General features: G+C 64.4%; 8 protein-coding genes. 5 read left to right on the top strand and 3 right to left on the bottom strand.

Features of this window, described 5'->3' with window-relative positions:
• Positions 1-486: 486 nt before the first annotated feature.
• Positions 487-1,059: a phasin family protein gene (locus LJ656_RS17400; RefSeq protein ID WP_075301389.1), complete on the top strand. Its 573-nt coding sequence runs from the start codon at positions 487-489 to the stop codon at positions 1,057-1,059.
• A 377-nt stretch (positions 1,060-1,436) separates the two neighbouring features.
• On the opposite strand, the gene lpdA is transcribed toward LJ656_RS17400, so the two are convergent.
• The 3 genes from lpdA to aceE all read right to left on the bottom strand — a co-directional run bounded on the left by lpdA (position 1,437) and on the right by aceE (position 7,874).
• The gene (gene lpdA / locus LJ656_RS17395; protein ID WP_230510629.1) at positions 1,437-3,200 is read right to left on the bottom strand and encodes a dihydrolipoyl dehydrogenase; all 1,764 of its coding nucleotides are present in this window, start codon (positions 3,198-3,200) and stop codon (positions 1,437-1,439) included.
• A gap of 262 nt (positions 3,201-3,462) precedes the next feature.
• Positions 3,463-5,094 (bottom strand): dihydrolipoyllysine-residue acetyltransferase, encoded by a 1,632-nt coding sequence (gene aceF, locus LJ656_RS17390; protein WP_230510628.1) that lies wholly within the window; start codon positions 5,092-5,094, stop codon positions 3,463-3,465.
• A gap of 83 nt (positions 5,095-5,177) precedes the next feature.
• The gene (gene aceE / locus LJ656_RS17385; RefSeq protein ID WP_230510627.1) at positions 5,178-7,874 is read right to left on the bottom strand and encodes a pyruvate dehydrogenase (acetyl-transferring), homodimeric type; all 2,697 of its coding nucleotides are present in this window, start codon (positions 7,872-7,874) and stop codon (positions 5,178-5,180) included.
• Positions 7,875-8,150: 276 nt separating this feature from the next.
• Between aceE and fixL the strand changes: the two genes are divergently transcribed.
• The 4 genes from fixL (at position 8,151) to LJ656_RS17365 (ending at position 15,048) form a co-directional block, all read left to right on the top strand.
• Complete coding sequence (gene fixL / locus LJ656_RS17380; protein WP_230510626.1) at positions 8,151-10,667, top strand: oxygen sensor histidine kinase FixL; 2,517 nt, start codon at positions 8,151-8,153, stop codon at positions 10,665-10,667.
• Positions 10,664-11,308, top strand: a complete 645-nt coding sequence (gene fixJ, locus LJ656_RS17375) for an oxygen response regulator transcription factor FixJ (RefSeq protein ID WP_075301399.1) — start codon at positions 10,664-10,666, stop codon at positions 11,306-11,308. The genes fixL and fixJ overlap by 4 nt, the downstream gene beginning before the upstream one ends.
• Before the next feature lie 445 nt (positions 11,309-11,753).
• Positions 11,754-12,617 carry a bifunctional methylenetetrahydrofolate dehydrogenase/methenyltetrahydrofolate cyclohydrolase FolD gene (gene folD, locus LJ656_RS17370; protein WP_230510625.1) on the top strand — a complete coding sequence of 288 codons (864 nt, stop codon included), beginning with the start codon at positions 11,754-11,756 and terminating at the stop codon, positions 12,615-12,617.
• Positions 12,618-12,942: 325 nt separating this feature from the next.
• Positions 12,943-15,048 carry a M3 family metallopeptidase gene (locus tag LJ656_RS17365; protein WP_230510624.1) on the top strand — a complete coding sequence of 702 codons (2,106 nt, stop codon included), beginning with the start codon at positions 12,943-12,945 and terminating at the stop codon, positions 15,046-15,048.
• Positions 15,049-15,089: the final 41 nt, after the last annotated feature.

Here is a 15,089-nt window from a genome sequence, read left to right as displayed (position 1 = left end):
GCGTTGCGAGCAGGCGACACACACTGTTAAACGTCTGCCGAAAGTCGCTAACGCGCGTTCGACTATCGCACTTTCTTAACGTTCCGTAGCACTTTGTGGTTTACATCGAATTCACGAGGACGGCTTTTTTCAGGGGACGAATCGTAGCATCGACACGCTATCGTGCCTGCATATGCGTTTTGGCGGGGAAAAATAATTTCCAGCACCCCATCCAATTAGGTTTTTATCCTGCACCGGAACGGTGCAAAGAAAAATCATCGCGTGTCATCTGTATGACATGCCTACTGCATAACGTCTTGTTTTATTAGCGTTTTCCCTGAATTGTGCGGCGCACAAAAAGTGCTTGACATTATTTGTGACCATCCTAAAATGGGAACCATTGCTGCGATGCACAAATACATCGCGGTCCAGGCAGACGATCCACTGCGTCTCGCCACCAACCCAATGCGGTCCGCACAGACGGTCCGCGATCCAGGAGCGTAAACGATGACTCTGCTGACCCCCGAACAATTCGCCGCCGCCCAGAAAGCCAACTTCGAAACGCTGTTCGGTCTGACGACCAAGGCATTCGAAGGCGTTGAAAAGCTGGTTGAACTGAACCTGCAAGTCGTGAAGTCGACGCTCGCGGAAAGCCAGGAAAACGCCCAGCGCGCGCTGTCGGTGAAGGACGCACAGGAACTGCTGGCACTGCAAGCGAGCCTCGCGCAGCCGGTCGCCGAAAAAGCGCTGTCGTATGGCCGTCACGTGTACGAAATCGTGTCGGCAACGCAAGGCGAATTCACCCGCGTCGCTGAAGCGCAATTCGAAGAGCAAAACCGCAAGGTCCAGGCTCTGGTCGAAAACGTCGCGAAGAACGCACCGGCTGGTTCGGAAACCGCCGTTGCCGTGATGAAGTCGGCTATCACCGCCGCCAACACGACGTACGAAACGGTCCACAAGGCAACCCGCCAGGCTGTCGAAATCGCCGAAAGCAACTTCAATGCAGCTGCAACGGCCGCATCGAAGGCAGCTTCGCAAGCTGCTGCGCAAGCATCGCGCGCTGCCAAGAAGACCGCCTAAGCTTTACGGCGTTCAGGCATCGCGACGCCAGGCTTCGGCCTGGCGTTGTCGTTTCTACGCCAGCAGCCAGCCCAGCCGCTGCTGCCGGCGTCACCGCAAGCAACAGCGTCGTGCCGTTGCCGTTCCATACGCGTGATTGGCCGAACGCTCCGATACGTCAGATGACGTATCGTTTGCCCGGCCATCGCGCCGGGATTTTTTTGCCGGCGGCATTTGCGCTCGCGCATTTGCACTCGCCCTCGAGTTCGCACGCGCAGACGCACATCCAGACGCACACCCCGCACCAAACAGAAACGGCGCGCTCCGCAAGGAACGCGCCGTTTTGCCTTTGCCCCACTGCCCCGCCCGCCTCTCGCGAGACCGGCGGAGCAGCCGGCTTACTTCTTCTTGACCGGCGGCAGGTCGGTACAGACGCCTTCGTACAGCTCGGCGGCCATGCCGATCGATTCGCCGAGCGTCGGATGCGGATGGATCGTCTTGCCGATATCCGTCGCGTCCGCGCCCATTTCGATCGCCAGACACACTTCGCTGATCAGGTCGCCCGCGTTCAGACCGACGATACCGCCACCGATCACGCGATGCGTTTCCTCATCGAACAGCAGCTTCGTGAAGCCTTCGTCGCGGCCGTTGGCGATCGCGCGGCCCGATGCGGCCCACGGGAACACGGCCTTGCCGAACTTCACACCTTCGGCCTTCAGCTGGTCTTCGGTCTTGCCGGCCCACGCCACTTCCGGGTCGGTGTAAGCAACCGACGGAATCTGCATCGCGTCGAAGTAGGCCTTCTCGCCATGCGCGGCTTCCGCCGCCACGTGACCTTCGTGCACCGCCTTGTGCGCGAGCATCGGCTGACCGACGATGTCGCCGATCGCGAAGATGTGCGGCACGTTGGTGCGCTGCTGCTTGTCGACGTCGATGAAGCCGCGATCGGTCACCGCGACCCCGGCCTTATCCGCGCCGATCCGCTTGCCGTTCGGCGTACGGCCGACCGCCACCAGCACGAGGTCGTAGCGCTGCGGCTCGGCCGGCGCCTTTTCGCCTTCGAACGTCACGTAGATGCCGTCGTCCTTCGCTTCAGCCGCGGTGGTTTTGGTCTTCAGCATCACGTTGGCGAAACGCTTGCTGTTGTACTTCTCCCAGACCTTGACCAGATCGCGGTCCGCGCCGGCCATCAGGCCGTCGAGCATTTCGACCACATCGATCTGCGCGCCGAGCGTCGAGTAGACGGTCGCCATTTCCAGACCGATGATGCCGCCGCCGATCACCAGCATGCGCTGCGGAATCTGACGCAGTTCGAGCGCGCCGGTCGAATCGACCACGCGCGGATCTTCCGGAATGAACGGCAGCTTCACCGCTTCCGAACCCGCGGCGATGATCGCCTGCTTGAACTTGACGACCTTCTTGCCGCCTTCGCCCTGCACTTCCATGTGGTACGGATCGACGAACGAACCGGTGCCGACGACCACTTCGACCTTGCGCGCCTTGGCCATGCCGGCGAGACCGCCGGTCAGCTTCTTGACGACGCCGGACTTGAAGTCGCGCAGCTTGTCGAGATCGATCTGCGGCTTGCCGAACGTGATGCCGTGCGACGCCAGATCCGCCGCTTCGTCGATCACGAGCGCGGTGTGCAGCAGCGCCTTCGACGGAATACAGCCGACATTCAGACACACGCCGCCGAGCGTCGAATAACGCTCGACCAGCACCGTCTTCATGCCGAGGTCGGCGGAGCGGAAGGCGGCCGAATAGCCGCCGGGGCCCGAACCGAGCACCAGCATGTCGCATTCGATATCGGCACCGCCCGCATAGCTGCCCGCTTGCGGCGCAGGCGCCGCGGCCTTCGGTGCGGCAGCCGGTGCGGGCGCTGCGGCGGGAGCCGGCGCCGGGGCCGCGGCGGCTGCGCCGCCAGCAGCTGCCTCGACCAGCGCGATCACCGTGCCTTGCGAAACCTTGTCGCCCGGCTTGATGCGCACTTCCTTGACGGTGCCGGCGGTGTCGCTCGGCACTTCCATCGACGCCTTGTCCGATTCGAGCGTCAGCAGCGACTGCTCTTTCTCGATGGTGTCGCCCGGTTTGATATTGACTTCAATGACGTCGACGTCCTTGAAGTCACCGATGTCCGGCACTTTTACTTCGACGAGACTCATAGTGTCCCCTTCTCCTGTTGATTGTGATGAGCGCAGAACTTGCAACATTCGGCCGGACAGGCGCCACGGGCATGAACAGAAACATCCTTTGCCGTCCGCCCAAGGACGCGCCTTTCTTTTGCCTACTTTTCTTTGGAAGACAAAGAAAAGTAGGTGCCGCCCCGCACAGGGGCAACACTAATAGACCGACAAGAAAGCAGGTTCTACAGAGAGACGCGGATCACAGACAAAACAAAACCCGCGCCCCACGCACCTCACCACATCAAAGAATCACACGCCGGAAATCGGCAAGAATCGCACCCAGGTACGCATTGAAGCGCGCCGCTTCCGCCCCATCGATCACGCGATGGTCATACGACAGCGACAGCGGCATGGTCAGCCGCGGCACGAACTGCTTGCCGTCCCACACCGGCTTCATCGCGCTGCGCGACAGACCGAGAATCGCAACCTCAGGCGCGTTGATGATCGGCGTGAAATGCGTGCCGCCGATGCCGCCCAGCGACGAGATCGAGAAACAGCCGCCCTGCATCTGGTCCGGCTTGAGCTTGCCCTCGCGCGCGGCCTTCGACAGATCGGCCATTTCCTTCGCGATGTCGATCAAACCCTTCTTGTCCGCGTCGCGGATCACCGGCACCACGAGGCCGTTCGGCGTGTCCGCCGCGAAGCCGATGTGGTAGTACTGCTTGAACACCAGGTTGTCGCCGTCGAGGCTGGCGTTGAAGGTCGGGAATTTCTTCAGGGCCGCGACGCAGGCCTTGATCACGAATGCGAGCATCGTGAACTTCACGCCCGCCTTTTCGTTTTCCTTGTTCAGCTTCACGCGCAGCGCTTCGAGCTCGGTGATGTCCGCTTCGTCGTTGTTCGTGACGTGCGGGATCATCACCCAGTTGCGGTGCAGGTTCGCGCCGGAAATCTTCTTGATGCGCGACAGCGGCTTCGGATCGACCGGACCGAACTTCGTGAAGTCGACCTTCGGCCACGGCAGCAGATTCAGCTCGCCACCGCCGCCCGCCGCCGGCGCGGCACCAGCCGGCGCGGCGCGCTGGCCGGTCATCACGCCCTTCACGAACGCGGTCACGTCGGCCTGGGTGATACGGCCTTTCGGACCCGTGCCCTTGACCTGACCGACGTCGACGCCGAGTTCGCGCGCGAACTTGCGCACCGACGGCGACGCGTGGCTCGGATGGCGCGAACCGCCCTCGCCGGCCGGGATCAGCGGCGCCTGCGCGAGCGCGGACGGCGCGGCCGGTGCCGGAGTCGGCGCGACCGGTGCGTCGGCCGGCTTCTCGGCGGCCTGCTTCGGCGCGGCGGCCGGTGCCGGTGCCGCGGCGGCGCCTTCCGCTTCGATCACGACGATCACCGAGCCTTCCGACACGGTATCGCCGACCTTGACCTTCACTTCCTTGACGACGCCGGCGGCCGAGCTGGGCACGTCCATCGTCGCCTTGTCCGATTCGAGCGTGACGAGCGACTGCTCTTTCTCGACGCGGTCGCCGACCTTCACCGCGATCTCGATCACGGGAACGTCTTTATAGTCGCCGATATCCGGGACCTTGATTTCCTGCGTACCGCCGCCCGCGGCGGGCGCGGCGGCCGGGGCCGCGGCAGCCGGGGCCTGGGCGGGAGCCGCCGCAGGCGCGGCGGCCGCGGCACCCGCGGCTTCCAGCACGACGATCAGCGAGCCTTCCGACACGTTGTCGCCGACCTTGACCTTCACTTCCTTGACGACGCCGGCCGCCGAACTCGGCACGTCCATCGTCGCCTTGTCCGATTCCAGCGTAACGAGCGATTGCTCTTTCTCGACGGTATCACCCGCCTTCACCAGCACCTCGATCACAGGAATGTCCTTGTAATCGCCGATGTCCGGCACCTTGACTTCGATCGCTTGACTCATTGTTAGTGTCTCCTGGGCCGCGCACGCCGCCGCCCCTCGCATTCGAGGAGCGACCGCGTGCGACGTGGCACACGGGTGATGCCTTAGACGGTCATCGGGTTGGGTTTGGCGGGATCAAGGTTGTACTTCTTGAGCGCCTCGGCGACCACCTTGCGTTCGATCGTGCCTTCGTCCGCCAGCGCGTTGAGCGCGGCGACCGTGACCCAGTAGCGATCGACTTCGAAGAAGTGACGCAGCTTTTCGCGCGTGTCCGAGCGGCCATAGCCGTCGGTGCCCAGCACGACGAAGCGTTGCGGCACGAACGCTCGGATCTGCTCGGTCAGCGCGCGCACGTAGTCGGTCGACGCGATCACCGGGCCCGGCGCATCCTTGAGCAGCTTCTCGACGTGCGAGAGCTTCTTCTCTTCGGTCGGATGCAGCAGGTTGAAGCGCTGCACTTCGTGACCTTCGCGCGCCAGTTCCGTGAAGCTCGGCACGCTCCACAGATCGGCGTTGACGCCCCAGTCGTTCTTCAGCAGGTCGGCGGCGGCGATCACTTCGTTGAAGATCGTGCCCGCGCCCATCAGCTGCACGTGCGGCGCCTTCTTGTCGGCGGCGACCTTGCGGAACGAGTACATGCCCTTGATGATGTCCGCGGCTACGGTGTCGCCCTGCGGAATCGCCGGGTGCTCGTAGTTCTCGTTCATCACCGTGATGTAGTAGTACACGTCCTCCTGCTCAGCGACCATGCGGCGCAGACCGTCCTGCATGATGACCGCGAGTTCGTAACCGAACGTCGGGTCGTAGCTGATGCAGTTCGGCACCGAAGCGGCCCACAGCAGCGAGTGGCCGTCTTCGTGTTGCAGACCTTCGCCGTTCAGCGTCGTGCGGCCCGCGGTGCCGCCCAGCAGGAAGCCGCGCGAACGCATGTCGCCCGCTGCCCATGCGAGGTCGCCGATGCGCTGGAAGCCGAACATCGAGTAGAAGATGTAGAACGGGATCATGATCTCGCCGTGCGTCGAGTACGACGTCGCGGCTGCGATCCAGTCGGCCATGCCGCCGGCTTCGTTGATGCCTTCCTGCAGGATCTGACCGGTTTCCGACTCACGGTAAAACATGAGCTGGTCGGAATCTTCCGGCACGTACTTCTGGCCGTCCTGATTCCAGATACCGATCTGGCGGAACAGGCCTTCCATACCGAAGGTACGCGACTCGTCCGGCACGATCGGCACGATGCGCTTGCCGAGCGCCTTGTCCTTGAGCAGGATGTTCAGGATCCGCACGAACGCCATCGTCGTGGAAATCTCGCGGCCTTCGCCGGTGCCCTTGAGCAGCGGATCGAATGCCGACAGTTCCGGCACCGGCAGCGACTCGGCCTTCTGACGGCGCGCCGGCAGATAGCCGCCGAGGTCCATGCGCCGCTGGCGCATGTACTCGAGCTCCTTCGAGCCTTCTTCGAAAGTCAGGTACGGCACGTCGACGATCTGCTCGTCGGTGATCGGCAGACGGAACTGGTCGCGGAATTTCTTCAACTGCTCCACCTGCATCTTCTTCTGCTGGTGGGTGATGTTCATCGCCTGGCCGGCTTCGCCCATCCCGTAGCCCTTGATCGTCTTCGCGAGGATGACGGTCGGTTGGCCCTTCGAGTTCGACGCTTCGGTGAACGCCGCGTAAATCTTGTGCGGATCGTGACCGCCGCGATTCAGATTCCAGATGTCGTCGTCCGACCAGTCGGCGACCAGCGCCTTCAGTTCCGGCGTGTTGAAGAAGTGCTCGCGTACGAACGCGCCCGACTCCGACTTGTAGGTCTGGTACTCGCCGTCGACGACTTCCATCATCCGGCGCATCAGCGCGCCCGACTTGTCGCGCTGGAACAATGCGTCCCAGCGGCTGCCCCAGATCACCTTGATCACATTCCAGCCGGCGCCGCGGAATTCGCTTTCGAGTTCCTGGATGATCTTGCCGTTACCGCGCACCGGACCGTCGAGGCGCTGCAGGTTGCAGTTGATCACGAACACGAGGTTGTCCAGACGCTCGCGGCCGGCCATGCCGATCGCGCCGAGCGATTCCGGCTCGTCCGTCTCGCCGTCGCCGAGGAAGGCCCAGACCTTGCGGCCGTCGGTCTTCGCGATGCCGCGCGCCTGCAGGTACTTCATGAAGCGCGCCTGGTAGATCGCCATGATTGGGCCCAGACCCATCGACACGGTCGGGAACTGCCAGAAGTCCGGCATCAGCCACGGGTGCGGATACGACGAGATGCCCTCGCCGCCGACTTCCTGACGGAAGTTGTCGAGCTGCTTGTCGGTCAGGCGGCCGAGCAGGAACGCGCGCGCGTAGACGCCCGGCGACGAGTGGCCCTGCACGAACACGAGGTCGCCGCCATGCTCGGCGGACGGCGCATGCCAGAAGTGGTTGTAGCCGACGTCGTACAGCGTGGCGGCCGATGCGAACGACGCGATGTGGCCGCCGACGTTGGTTTCCTTGCCGGCGCGCAGCACCATCGCCATTGCGTTCCAGCGGGTGTACGAGCGAATGCGGTGTTCGATGTCCTGGTCGCCGGGGTTCTTCGCCTGGCGCGCGACCGGAATCGTATTGATGTACGGGGTGTTGGCGGAGAACGGCAGATGTTCGCCGTGCACGCGCGCGAATTCGATCTGCTTCTCGATCAGGTAGTGGGCACGGTCAGGGCCAACAGCAGAAATCACGCCATCCAGCGCTTCCAGCCATTCGCCGGTTTCCTGGGGATCGTCGTCTTTCTCGGCGGCGACATATTTCATGACTTCGTCGGGTACAGCGGACATGCTCGTCTCCTGGATATGGGAACGCACTTTGAACAGACCACGCGGAACGCAGGAAACGACCGCGGCAGCTCCGGCCGATTGTAATAAGGGTCCCGACGTCCGCGCAAGGAAATTTTCAAATTACGAGATCGATTCTCATAATGCGGAAAATTGCTGCACTGCAACCTGATTTGACTGCTAATCGACGAATCCGTCGGCTAGTTTGCGCCGATTAACGAGACTTTCCGTGCTTTTTTGCGTCATTTGTCAGGGACGTGCTGCGCTACAATGCCACGCATGTTGACCGAACGGCTTTTCTCACGCTCGGCGCGCACCGCCGGTTCGCCAGCGGATTCGTCGCCGTCTCCTCGCTGGCACCATGGCCCATGGTGGTCCAATTCGTATTTGTTGACGCCGCTGCTGTCGATCCTGGTTTTCCTGGTCGTCATGAGCCTGATTCTGTGGAGTCTGAACCGGCGCGAGCAGCAACAGCAGGAAGACACGCTGTACCGCAACGTCGCGTGGGCGCAGCAGCAGATCCGACTGTCGATGACCGGCGCGCAGGAACAGATCCAGGCGCTCGCGCGCGATCTGGCCACCGGCCATGCCGACCAGCATTCGTTCGAGGTCAGCACCACGGACATCATGCAGGGGCACCCGGAAATCCTCTATATGAACTGGTACACCGGTCAGCAGCAGCCTCGCTGGCCGAACGCGGCGCCGCCGGTGCTCGGCCAGCGGCTCGCGCGCCCGAACGACGCGCAGATGGACGAAGCGGTCAAAGCCGGTTTCGCCGAAGCGCGCAACACCCGCCGCCAGGTCTACTCGCCGCTCATTTACGACGACCTCGGCAACGGCTTCATCACGCTGCAAACCCCGATCTTCCGCGACCGTGAATTCCTCGGCACGATCGCCGCGGTGTTCTCGGTCGAAGGCATCCTGAAGCGCGACATCCCGCCCGAACTGTCGGCCAAGTACAAGATCTCGATCATCGACGTGAACAACCGCGAGTTGACCACCACGTCGACCCGCCCGCGCCTGCCGCGCGACATGTTCTACGACCTGCCGCTCGACCCGCCGGGCCAGGGCATTTCGGTGCGCGTGTACGCGTTCCCGCAAATCACCAACTTCACGAACAACACGCTGGTGTGGCTGGTCGCCGGCCTGTCCTGCTTCGTGCTGTGGAGCCTGTGGAGCCTGTGGAAGCACACCCGCCAGCGCTTCGAGGCGCAGCAGGCGCTGTACGCGGAAGCGTTCTTCCGCCGCGCGATGGAAAACTCAGTGCTGATCGGCATGCGCGTGCTCGACATGCACGGGCGCATCACTCACGTGAATCCGGCGTTCTGCCGGATGACCGGCTGGGACGAAAGCGACCTCGTCGGCAAGAGCGCGCCGTTCGCGTACTGGCCGCGCGACGCGTATCCGGAAATGCAGCGCCAGCTCGACATGACGCTGCGCGGCAAGGCGCCGTCGTCGGGCTTCGAGCTGCGGGTGCGCCGCAAGGACGGTTCGACCTTCCACGCGCGGCTGTACGTGTCGCCGCTGATCGACAGTTCGGGGCGTCAGACCGGCTGGATGTCGTCGATGACCGACATCACCGAGCCCAAGCGCGCGCGCGAAGAACTCGCCGCCGCGCACGAGCGCTTCACGACCGTGCTCGAAAGCCTCGACGCGGCGGTCTCCGTGCTGGCCGCCGACGAAGCCGAGCTGCTGTTCGCGAACCGCTACTACCGCCACCTGTTCGGGATTCGCCCGGACGGGCATCTGGAACTCGCGGGCGGCGGCTTCGACAGCTCGCAGGCCTCGTCCGATTCGATCGACATGGTCGACACCTACGTCGGCCTGCCCGCCGCCGCGCTGACCGAAAGCACCGCCGACGCCCAGGAAATCTATATCCCCAGCATCCAGAAGTGGTTCGAGGTGCGGCGCCAGTACATCCAGTGGGTCGACGGCCATCTCGCGCAGATGCAGATCGCGACCGACATCACGACCCGCAAGCAAGCCCAGGAACTGTCGCGCCAGCAGGACGAAAAGCTGCAGTTCACCAGCCGCCTGATGACGATGGGCGAAATGGCCTCGTCGCTCGCGCACGAACTGAATCAGCCGCTCGCCGCGATCAACAACTATTGCTCCGGGACCGTCGCGCTGGTCAAGTCCGGCCGGACGACGCCCGACAACCTGTTGCCGGTGCTCGAAAAGACCGCGCAGCAGGCGGTGCGCGCCGGCATGATCATCAAGCGCATCCGCGAGTTCGTGAAGCGCAGCGAGCCGAAGCGCCAGGCGACCCGCGTCGCCGATATCGTCGCGGACGCGGTCGGGCTCGCCGAGATCGAGGCCCGCAAGCGCCGGATTCGCATCGTCACCGACCTGCGCTCGCGCCTGCCGGTGATCTACGTCGATCCGGTGCTGATCGAGCAGGTGCTGGTCAACCTGCTGAAGAACGGCGCCGAAGCGATGGCCGAGGCCCGCCCGAACGCGGTCGATCCGGTGATCCGGGTGGTCGTGCGGCTCGAGGGCGGCTTCGTCTGCATCAGCGTCGTCGACCAGGGTCCGGGCGTCGACGAGGCGACCGCCGAGCGCCTGTTCGAACCCTTTTACAGCACCAAGTCCGATGGCATGGGCATGGGGCTGAACATTTGCCGTTCGATTATCGAATCGCACCGGGGCCGTCTGTGGGTGGTCAACAACGTCGAGTCCGACGGCCACATCACGGGCGCCACCTTCCATTGCAGTCTGCCCATTGGAGAGCCTGACGGCCCGAGCAACGGCGGGTCCGAGGCGCCGACACCACAAACCGTTACGGGAGAGCTATGAACAGCCCAGTCACCACACAGGAAACCGTCTTTGTCGTCGACGACGACGAGGCCGTGCGAGATTCGCTGCGCTGGCTGCTGGAGGCGAACGGCTACCGCGTGCAATGCTTTTCGAGCGCCGAGCAGTTCCTCGACGCGTGGCAGCCGCATCAGCATCCGGGCCAGATCGCCTGCCTGATCCTCGACGTGCGGATGTCCGGCATGAGCGGGCTCGAGCTGCAGGAGCGCCTGATCGCCGACAACACGCTGCTGCCGATCATCTTCGTGACCGGCCACGGCGACGTGCCGATGGCGGTCTCGACGATGAAGAAAGGCGCGATGGACTTCATCGAGAAGCCGTTCGACGAAGCCGAACTGCGCAAGCTGGTCGAGCGCATGCTCGACAAGGCGCGCAGCGAAAGCAGCAGCGTCCAGCAGCAGCGCGCCGCCGCCGAGCGCCTGGGCAAGCTGACCGCGCGCGAGCATCAGGTGCTCGAGCGGATCATCGCCGGCCGCCTGAACAAGCAGATCGCCGACGACCTCGGGATCAGCATCAAGACGGTCGAAGCGCATCGCGCGAACATCATGGAAAAGCTGAACGTCAACACGGTCGCCGATCTGCTGCGCCTCGCGCTGTCGAACAAGCCGCAGGCCGCGCAGTAAGTATTGCCGTGGTTGCGGGCGCGTCGCGGCACCCTGCCGCGCGCGCGTCCGCGCGCACCATCACCGCGGCACGCGCGGCTTCTTCGTCGAAAGGGTTGCGCGTGCCGGACGGGCGCTGGTGCGCGAGTCCCACAAAGTCCCCACAGCGCCTGATCGCGCTCCCCTCGCATTTGCGCGGCCCGTCACAAGGCGCCGCCACGCCCCTCATCGTCACCACGCCGCGCCTCGAATCCCTGCGGAAGCCCGCCGCCGCGCCGGTATAATGTTGGACTTTGCCGTGGCGCTGCCCCAAACCCGCCGTTGCATGCCTGCCGCGAACCGACAGATTCGTGCCGCGACGCGCCAACGCACCGCGCCATCGCGCGTGCCGGCGCAAACACTGCAACCTCGCCGCGCCAATCCGCTCCTGTCCCGATTCCATTCTCGACTCAACGCTCGACCGACCATGACTGCCAAACTGATCGACGGCCTCGCCCTCTCCAAGACCTTGCGCGCCGACGTCGCCACGCGCGCCGCCGCCCTGACCGCCCGCGGCCATCAACCGGGCCTCGCCGTGATTCTGGTCGGCGACAACCCGGCCAGCGAAGTCTACGTGCGCAACAAGGTCAAGGCCTGCCACGACAACGGCCTCGGTTCGTCGTTCGACCGCTATCCGGCCGACCTGTCCGAAGCCGAACTGCTCGCGCGCATCGACGAACTGAATCGCGACCCGTCGATTCACGGCATCCTCGTGCAACTGCCGCTGCCCAGGCATATCGACAGCCACAAGGTGATCGAGGCGATTGCGCCGGAGAAGGACGTCGACGGTTTTCACGTCGCCAATGCCGGCGCGCTGATGACCGGCCAGCCGCTGTTCCGTCCGTGCACCCCGTACGGCGTGATGAAGATGTTCGAGGCCTACGGCATCGATCTGAAGGGCGCGAACGCGGTGGTGATCGGCCGCTCGAACATCGTCGGCAAGCCGATGGCGCTGCTGCTGCTCGAAGCGGGCGCAACCGTTACGATCTGCCATAGCAAGACGCGCGATCTCGCCGCGCACACCCGCAACGCCGACGTCGTGGTCGCCGCGACCGGTCTGCGCAACATCCTGACCGCGGAAATGGTGAAGCCGGGCGCGACCGTGATCGACGTCGGCATGAATCGCGACGACGCCGGCAAGCTGTGCGGCGACGTCGACTTCGCGGGCGTCAAGGAAGTGGCCGGCTACATCACGCCGGTGCCGGGCGGCGTGGGCCCGATGACGATCACGATGCTGCTGGTCAACACGATCGAAGCGGCCGAGCGCGCCGCGGACGCCGCGCAGGCGTAACCCGCCAACCCACTCGCGCGCGGCCCGCTCGCCGCGCGCGAGGCCGGGTGTCGGCGCGTCGCGAGCGCCGCGATGCATTGCTGCACCATCAAGCCATCCGCACCATGCGCTGTCGCACGAAACGCGCGACGGACCGATCCGCCCCGCCCGCCGCCACATCTGTTAATTTGTCTGCGACTGGATTGGAATCGGCTCACCCCGCCCCAATAATGTTCGTACCCGGTGCTGCCATGCGCGCTGCGCCGCGCGTCAGGCAAGCATCGCCCGACGCCCCGCGCGAGCGCCGCCGCACCGCCCCGTTCACCCGCGTCAGACAGGAAGCCCTATGTCCACCACCGCCACGCATCAAGACAATCCGCTCCTCGATTTTTCCGACCTGCCGCGCTTTGGCGAGATCCGCCCCGAGCACGTGACGCCCGCGCTCGACGTGCTGCTCGCGAACGCAGCCGCCGCGGTCGAGCGCGCCGCGCTGCCGGCCACGCCGACCTCGTGGACCGACGTCGTCGAACCGGTCGAACGCGCGACCGAGCCGCTGTCGCGCGCATGGAGCGTGATCGGCCATCTGAACGCGGTCGCCGATACCCCCGAGCTGCGCGCCGTGTACGGCGAAAACCTGCCGCGCGTGACCGAGTTCTGGTCGAGCGTCGGCCAGAATCTGGCGCTCTACGAGAAGTACAAGACGCTGAACGCGAGCGACGAATTCGCCGCGCTCAACAGCGAGCGCAAGAAGATCCTCGGCAACGCGCTGCGCGATTTCCGCCTGTCGGGCGCCGAACTGCCGGAAGATCAGAAGCCGCGTTTCGCCGAACTGCAGGAGCGCCAGGCGGCGCTGTCGAAGGCGTTTTCCGATCACGTGCTCGACGCGACCAATGCGTACGCGTATGTCGTCGACGCGGGCAACGAGGCGCAACTGGCCGGCCTGCCCGAAGACGTGATCGCGGCCGCGAAAGAAGCGGCCGAGCGCGAAGGCAAAAGCGGCTACAAGTTCACGCTGCACTTCCCGTCGTATTTCCCGGTCATGCAGTACTCGGAAAACCGCGCGATGCGCGAAGCGATGTACCGCGCGTACGTGACGCGCGCGTCCGAACTGGGCGCGCAATACGGCAACGGCAAGCCCGAGTGGGACAACACCCAGGTGCTCGCCGACGAACTGAAGCTGCGCGCCGAAGAAGCCGCGATGCTCGGCTACAACAACTTCGCCGAAGTGTCGCTCGCACCGAAGATGGCCGAGTCGCCGGCGCAGGTGATGGCCTTTCTCGAAGACCTCGCGACGCGCGCGCGTCCGCACGCTGAGCAGGACTGGAAGGAGCTGCAGGCGTTCGCGGCGACCGAACTCGGCATGAGCGATCTGCAGCCGTGGGACATGACCTTCGCGGCCGAGCGTCTGCGCCAGAAGCGCTATTCGTTCTCCGAAAACGAAGTGAAGCAGTACTTCCCGGAAGACGCAGTGTTCAAGGGCCTGTTCAAGGTCACCGAAACGCTGTTCGGCGTGCGCATCCGTCGCGATGAAGCGGCCGTGTGGCATCCGGACGTGCGCTTTTTCCGTGTCGAGAATCAGGACGGCGGTCTCGTCGCGCAGTTCTATCTCGACCTGTATGCGCGCGAAGGCAAACGCGGCGGTGCATGGATGGACGATGCGCGCGGCCGTCACAAGCTCGCGCACGGCGCGGTGCAGACGCCGGTCGCGTATCTGACCTGCAACTTCTCGGCGCCGGTCGGCGGCAAGCCCGCGTGCTTCACGCATGACGAAGTGATCACGCTGTTCCACGAGTTCGGCCACGGTCTGCATCACATGCTCACGCGTGTCGATGAACTTGGCGTGTCGGGGATCAACGGCGTCGAATGGGATGCGGTCGAACTGCCGTCGCAATTCATGGAGAACTTCTGCTGGGAGTGGGACGTGCTGTCGGACATGACTTCGCACGTCGATACCGCGAAGCCGCTGCCGCGCGAGCTGTTCGACAAGATGCTCGCCGCGAAGAACTTCCAGAGCGGCCTCGGCACGCTGCGCCAGATCGTGTTCTCGATGTTCGACATGCAACTGCACACCGGCTTCGACGCGAACGGCGCGACCAGCGCGAACGACCTCGCGCGCGAGATCAACGAGCGCTTCCACGTGGTGCCGCAAGCGCCGTTCTCGCGCTGGCCGAACACGTTCAGCCATATCTTCGCGGGCGGTTACGCGGCCGGCTACTACAGCTACAAGTGGGCCGAGGTGCTGTCGGCGGATGCGTACGCGGCGTTCGAGGAAGCCGCGCAGGCGGCCGGCAGCGTGCTCGATCAGAGCACCGGGATGCGCTATCGCCGCGAGATTCTGGAGGTTGGCGGCAGCCGTCCGGCGATGGAATCGTTCAAGGCGTTCCGCGGCCGCGAGCCGAATATCGATGCGCTGCTGCGCCACAACGGGATGGCGCCGGGCGCCGCGCATTGAGGCACCGACGCAACGGTAGCGACGAACAAAACCGGCGGTCT

It is taken from the genome of Paraburkholderia sejongensis (genome assembly GCF_020880815.1).
GTDB classification, from domain to species: Bacteria; Pseudomonadota; Gammaproteobacteria; order Burkholderiales; family Burkholderiaceae; genus Paraburkholderia; species Paraburkholderia sejongensis.
The sequence above is the reverse complement of the archived record's forward strand: the minus strand, read 5'-3'. Positions and strand labels throughout refer to the sequence as shown.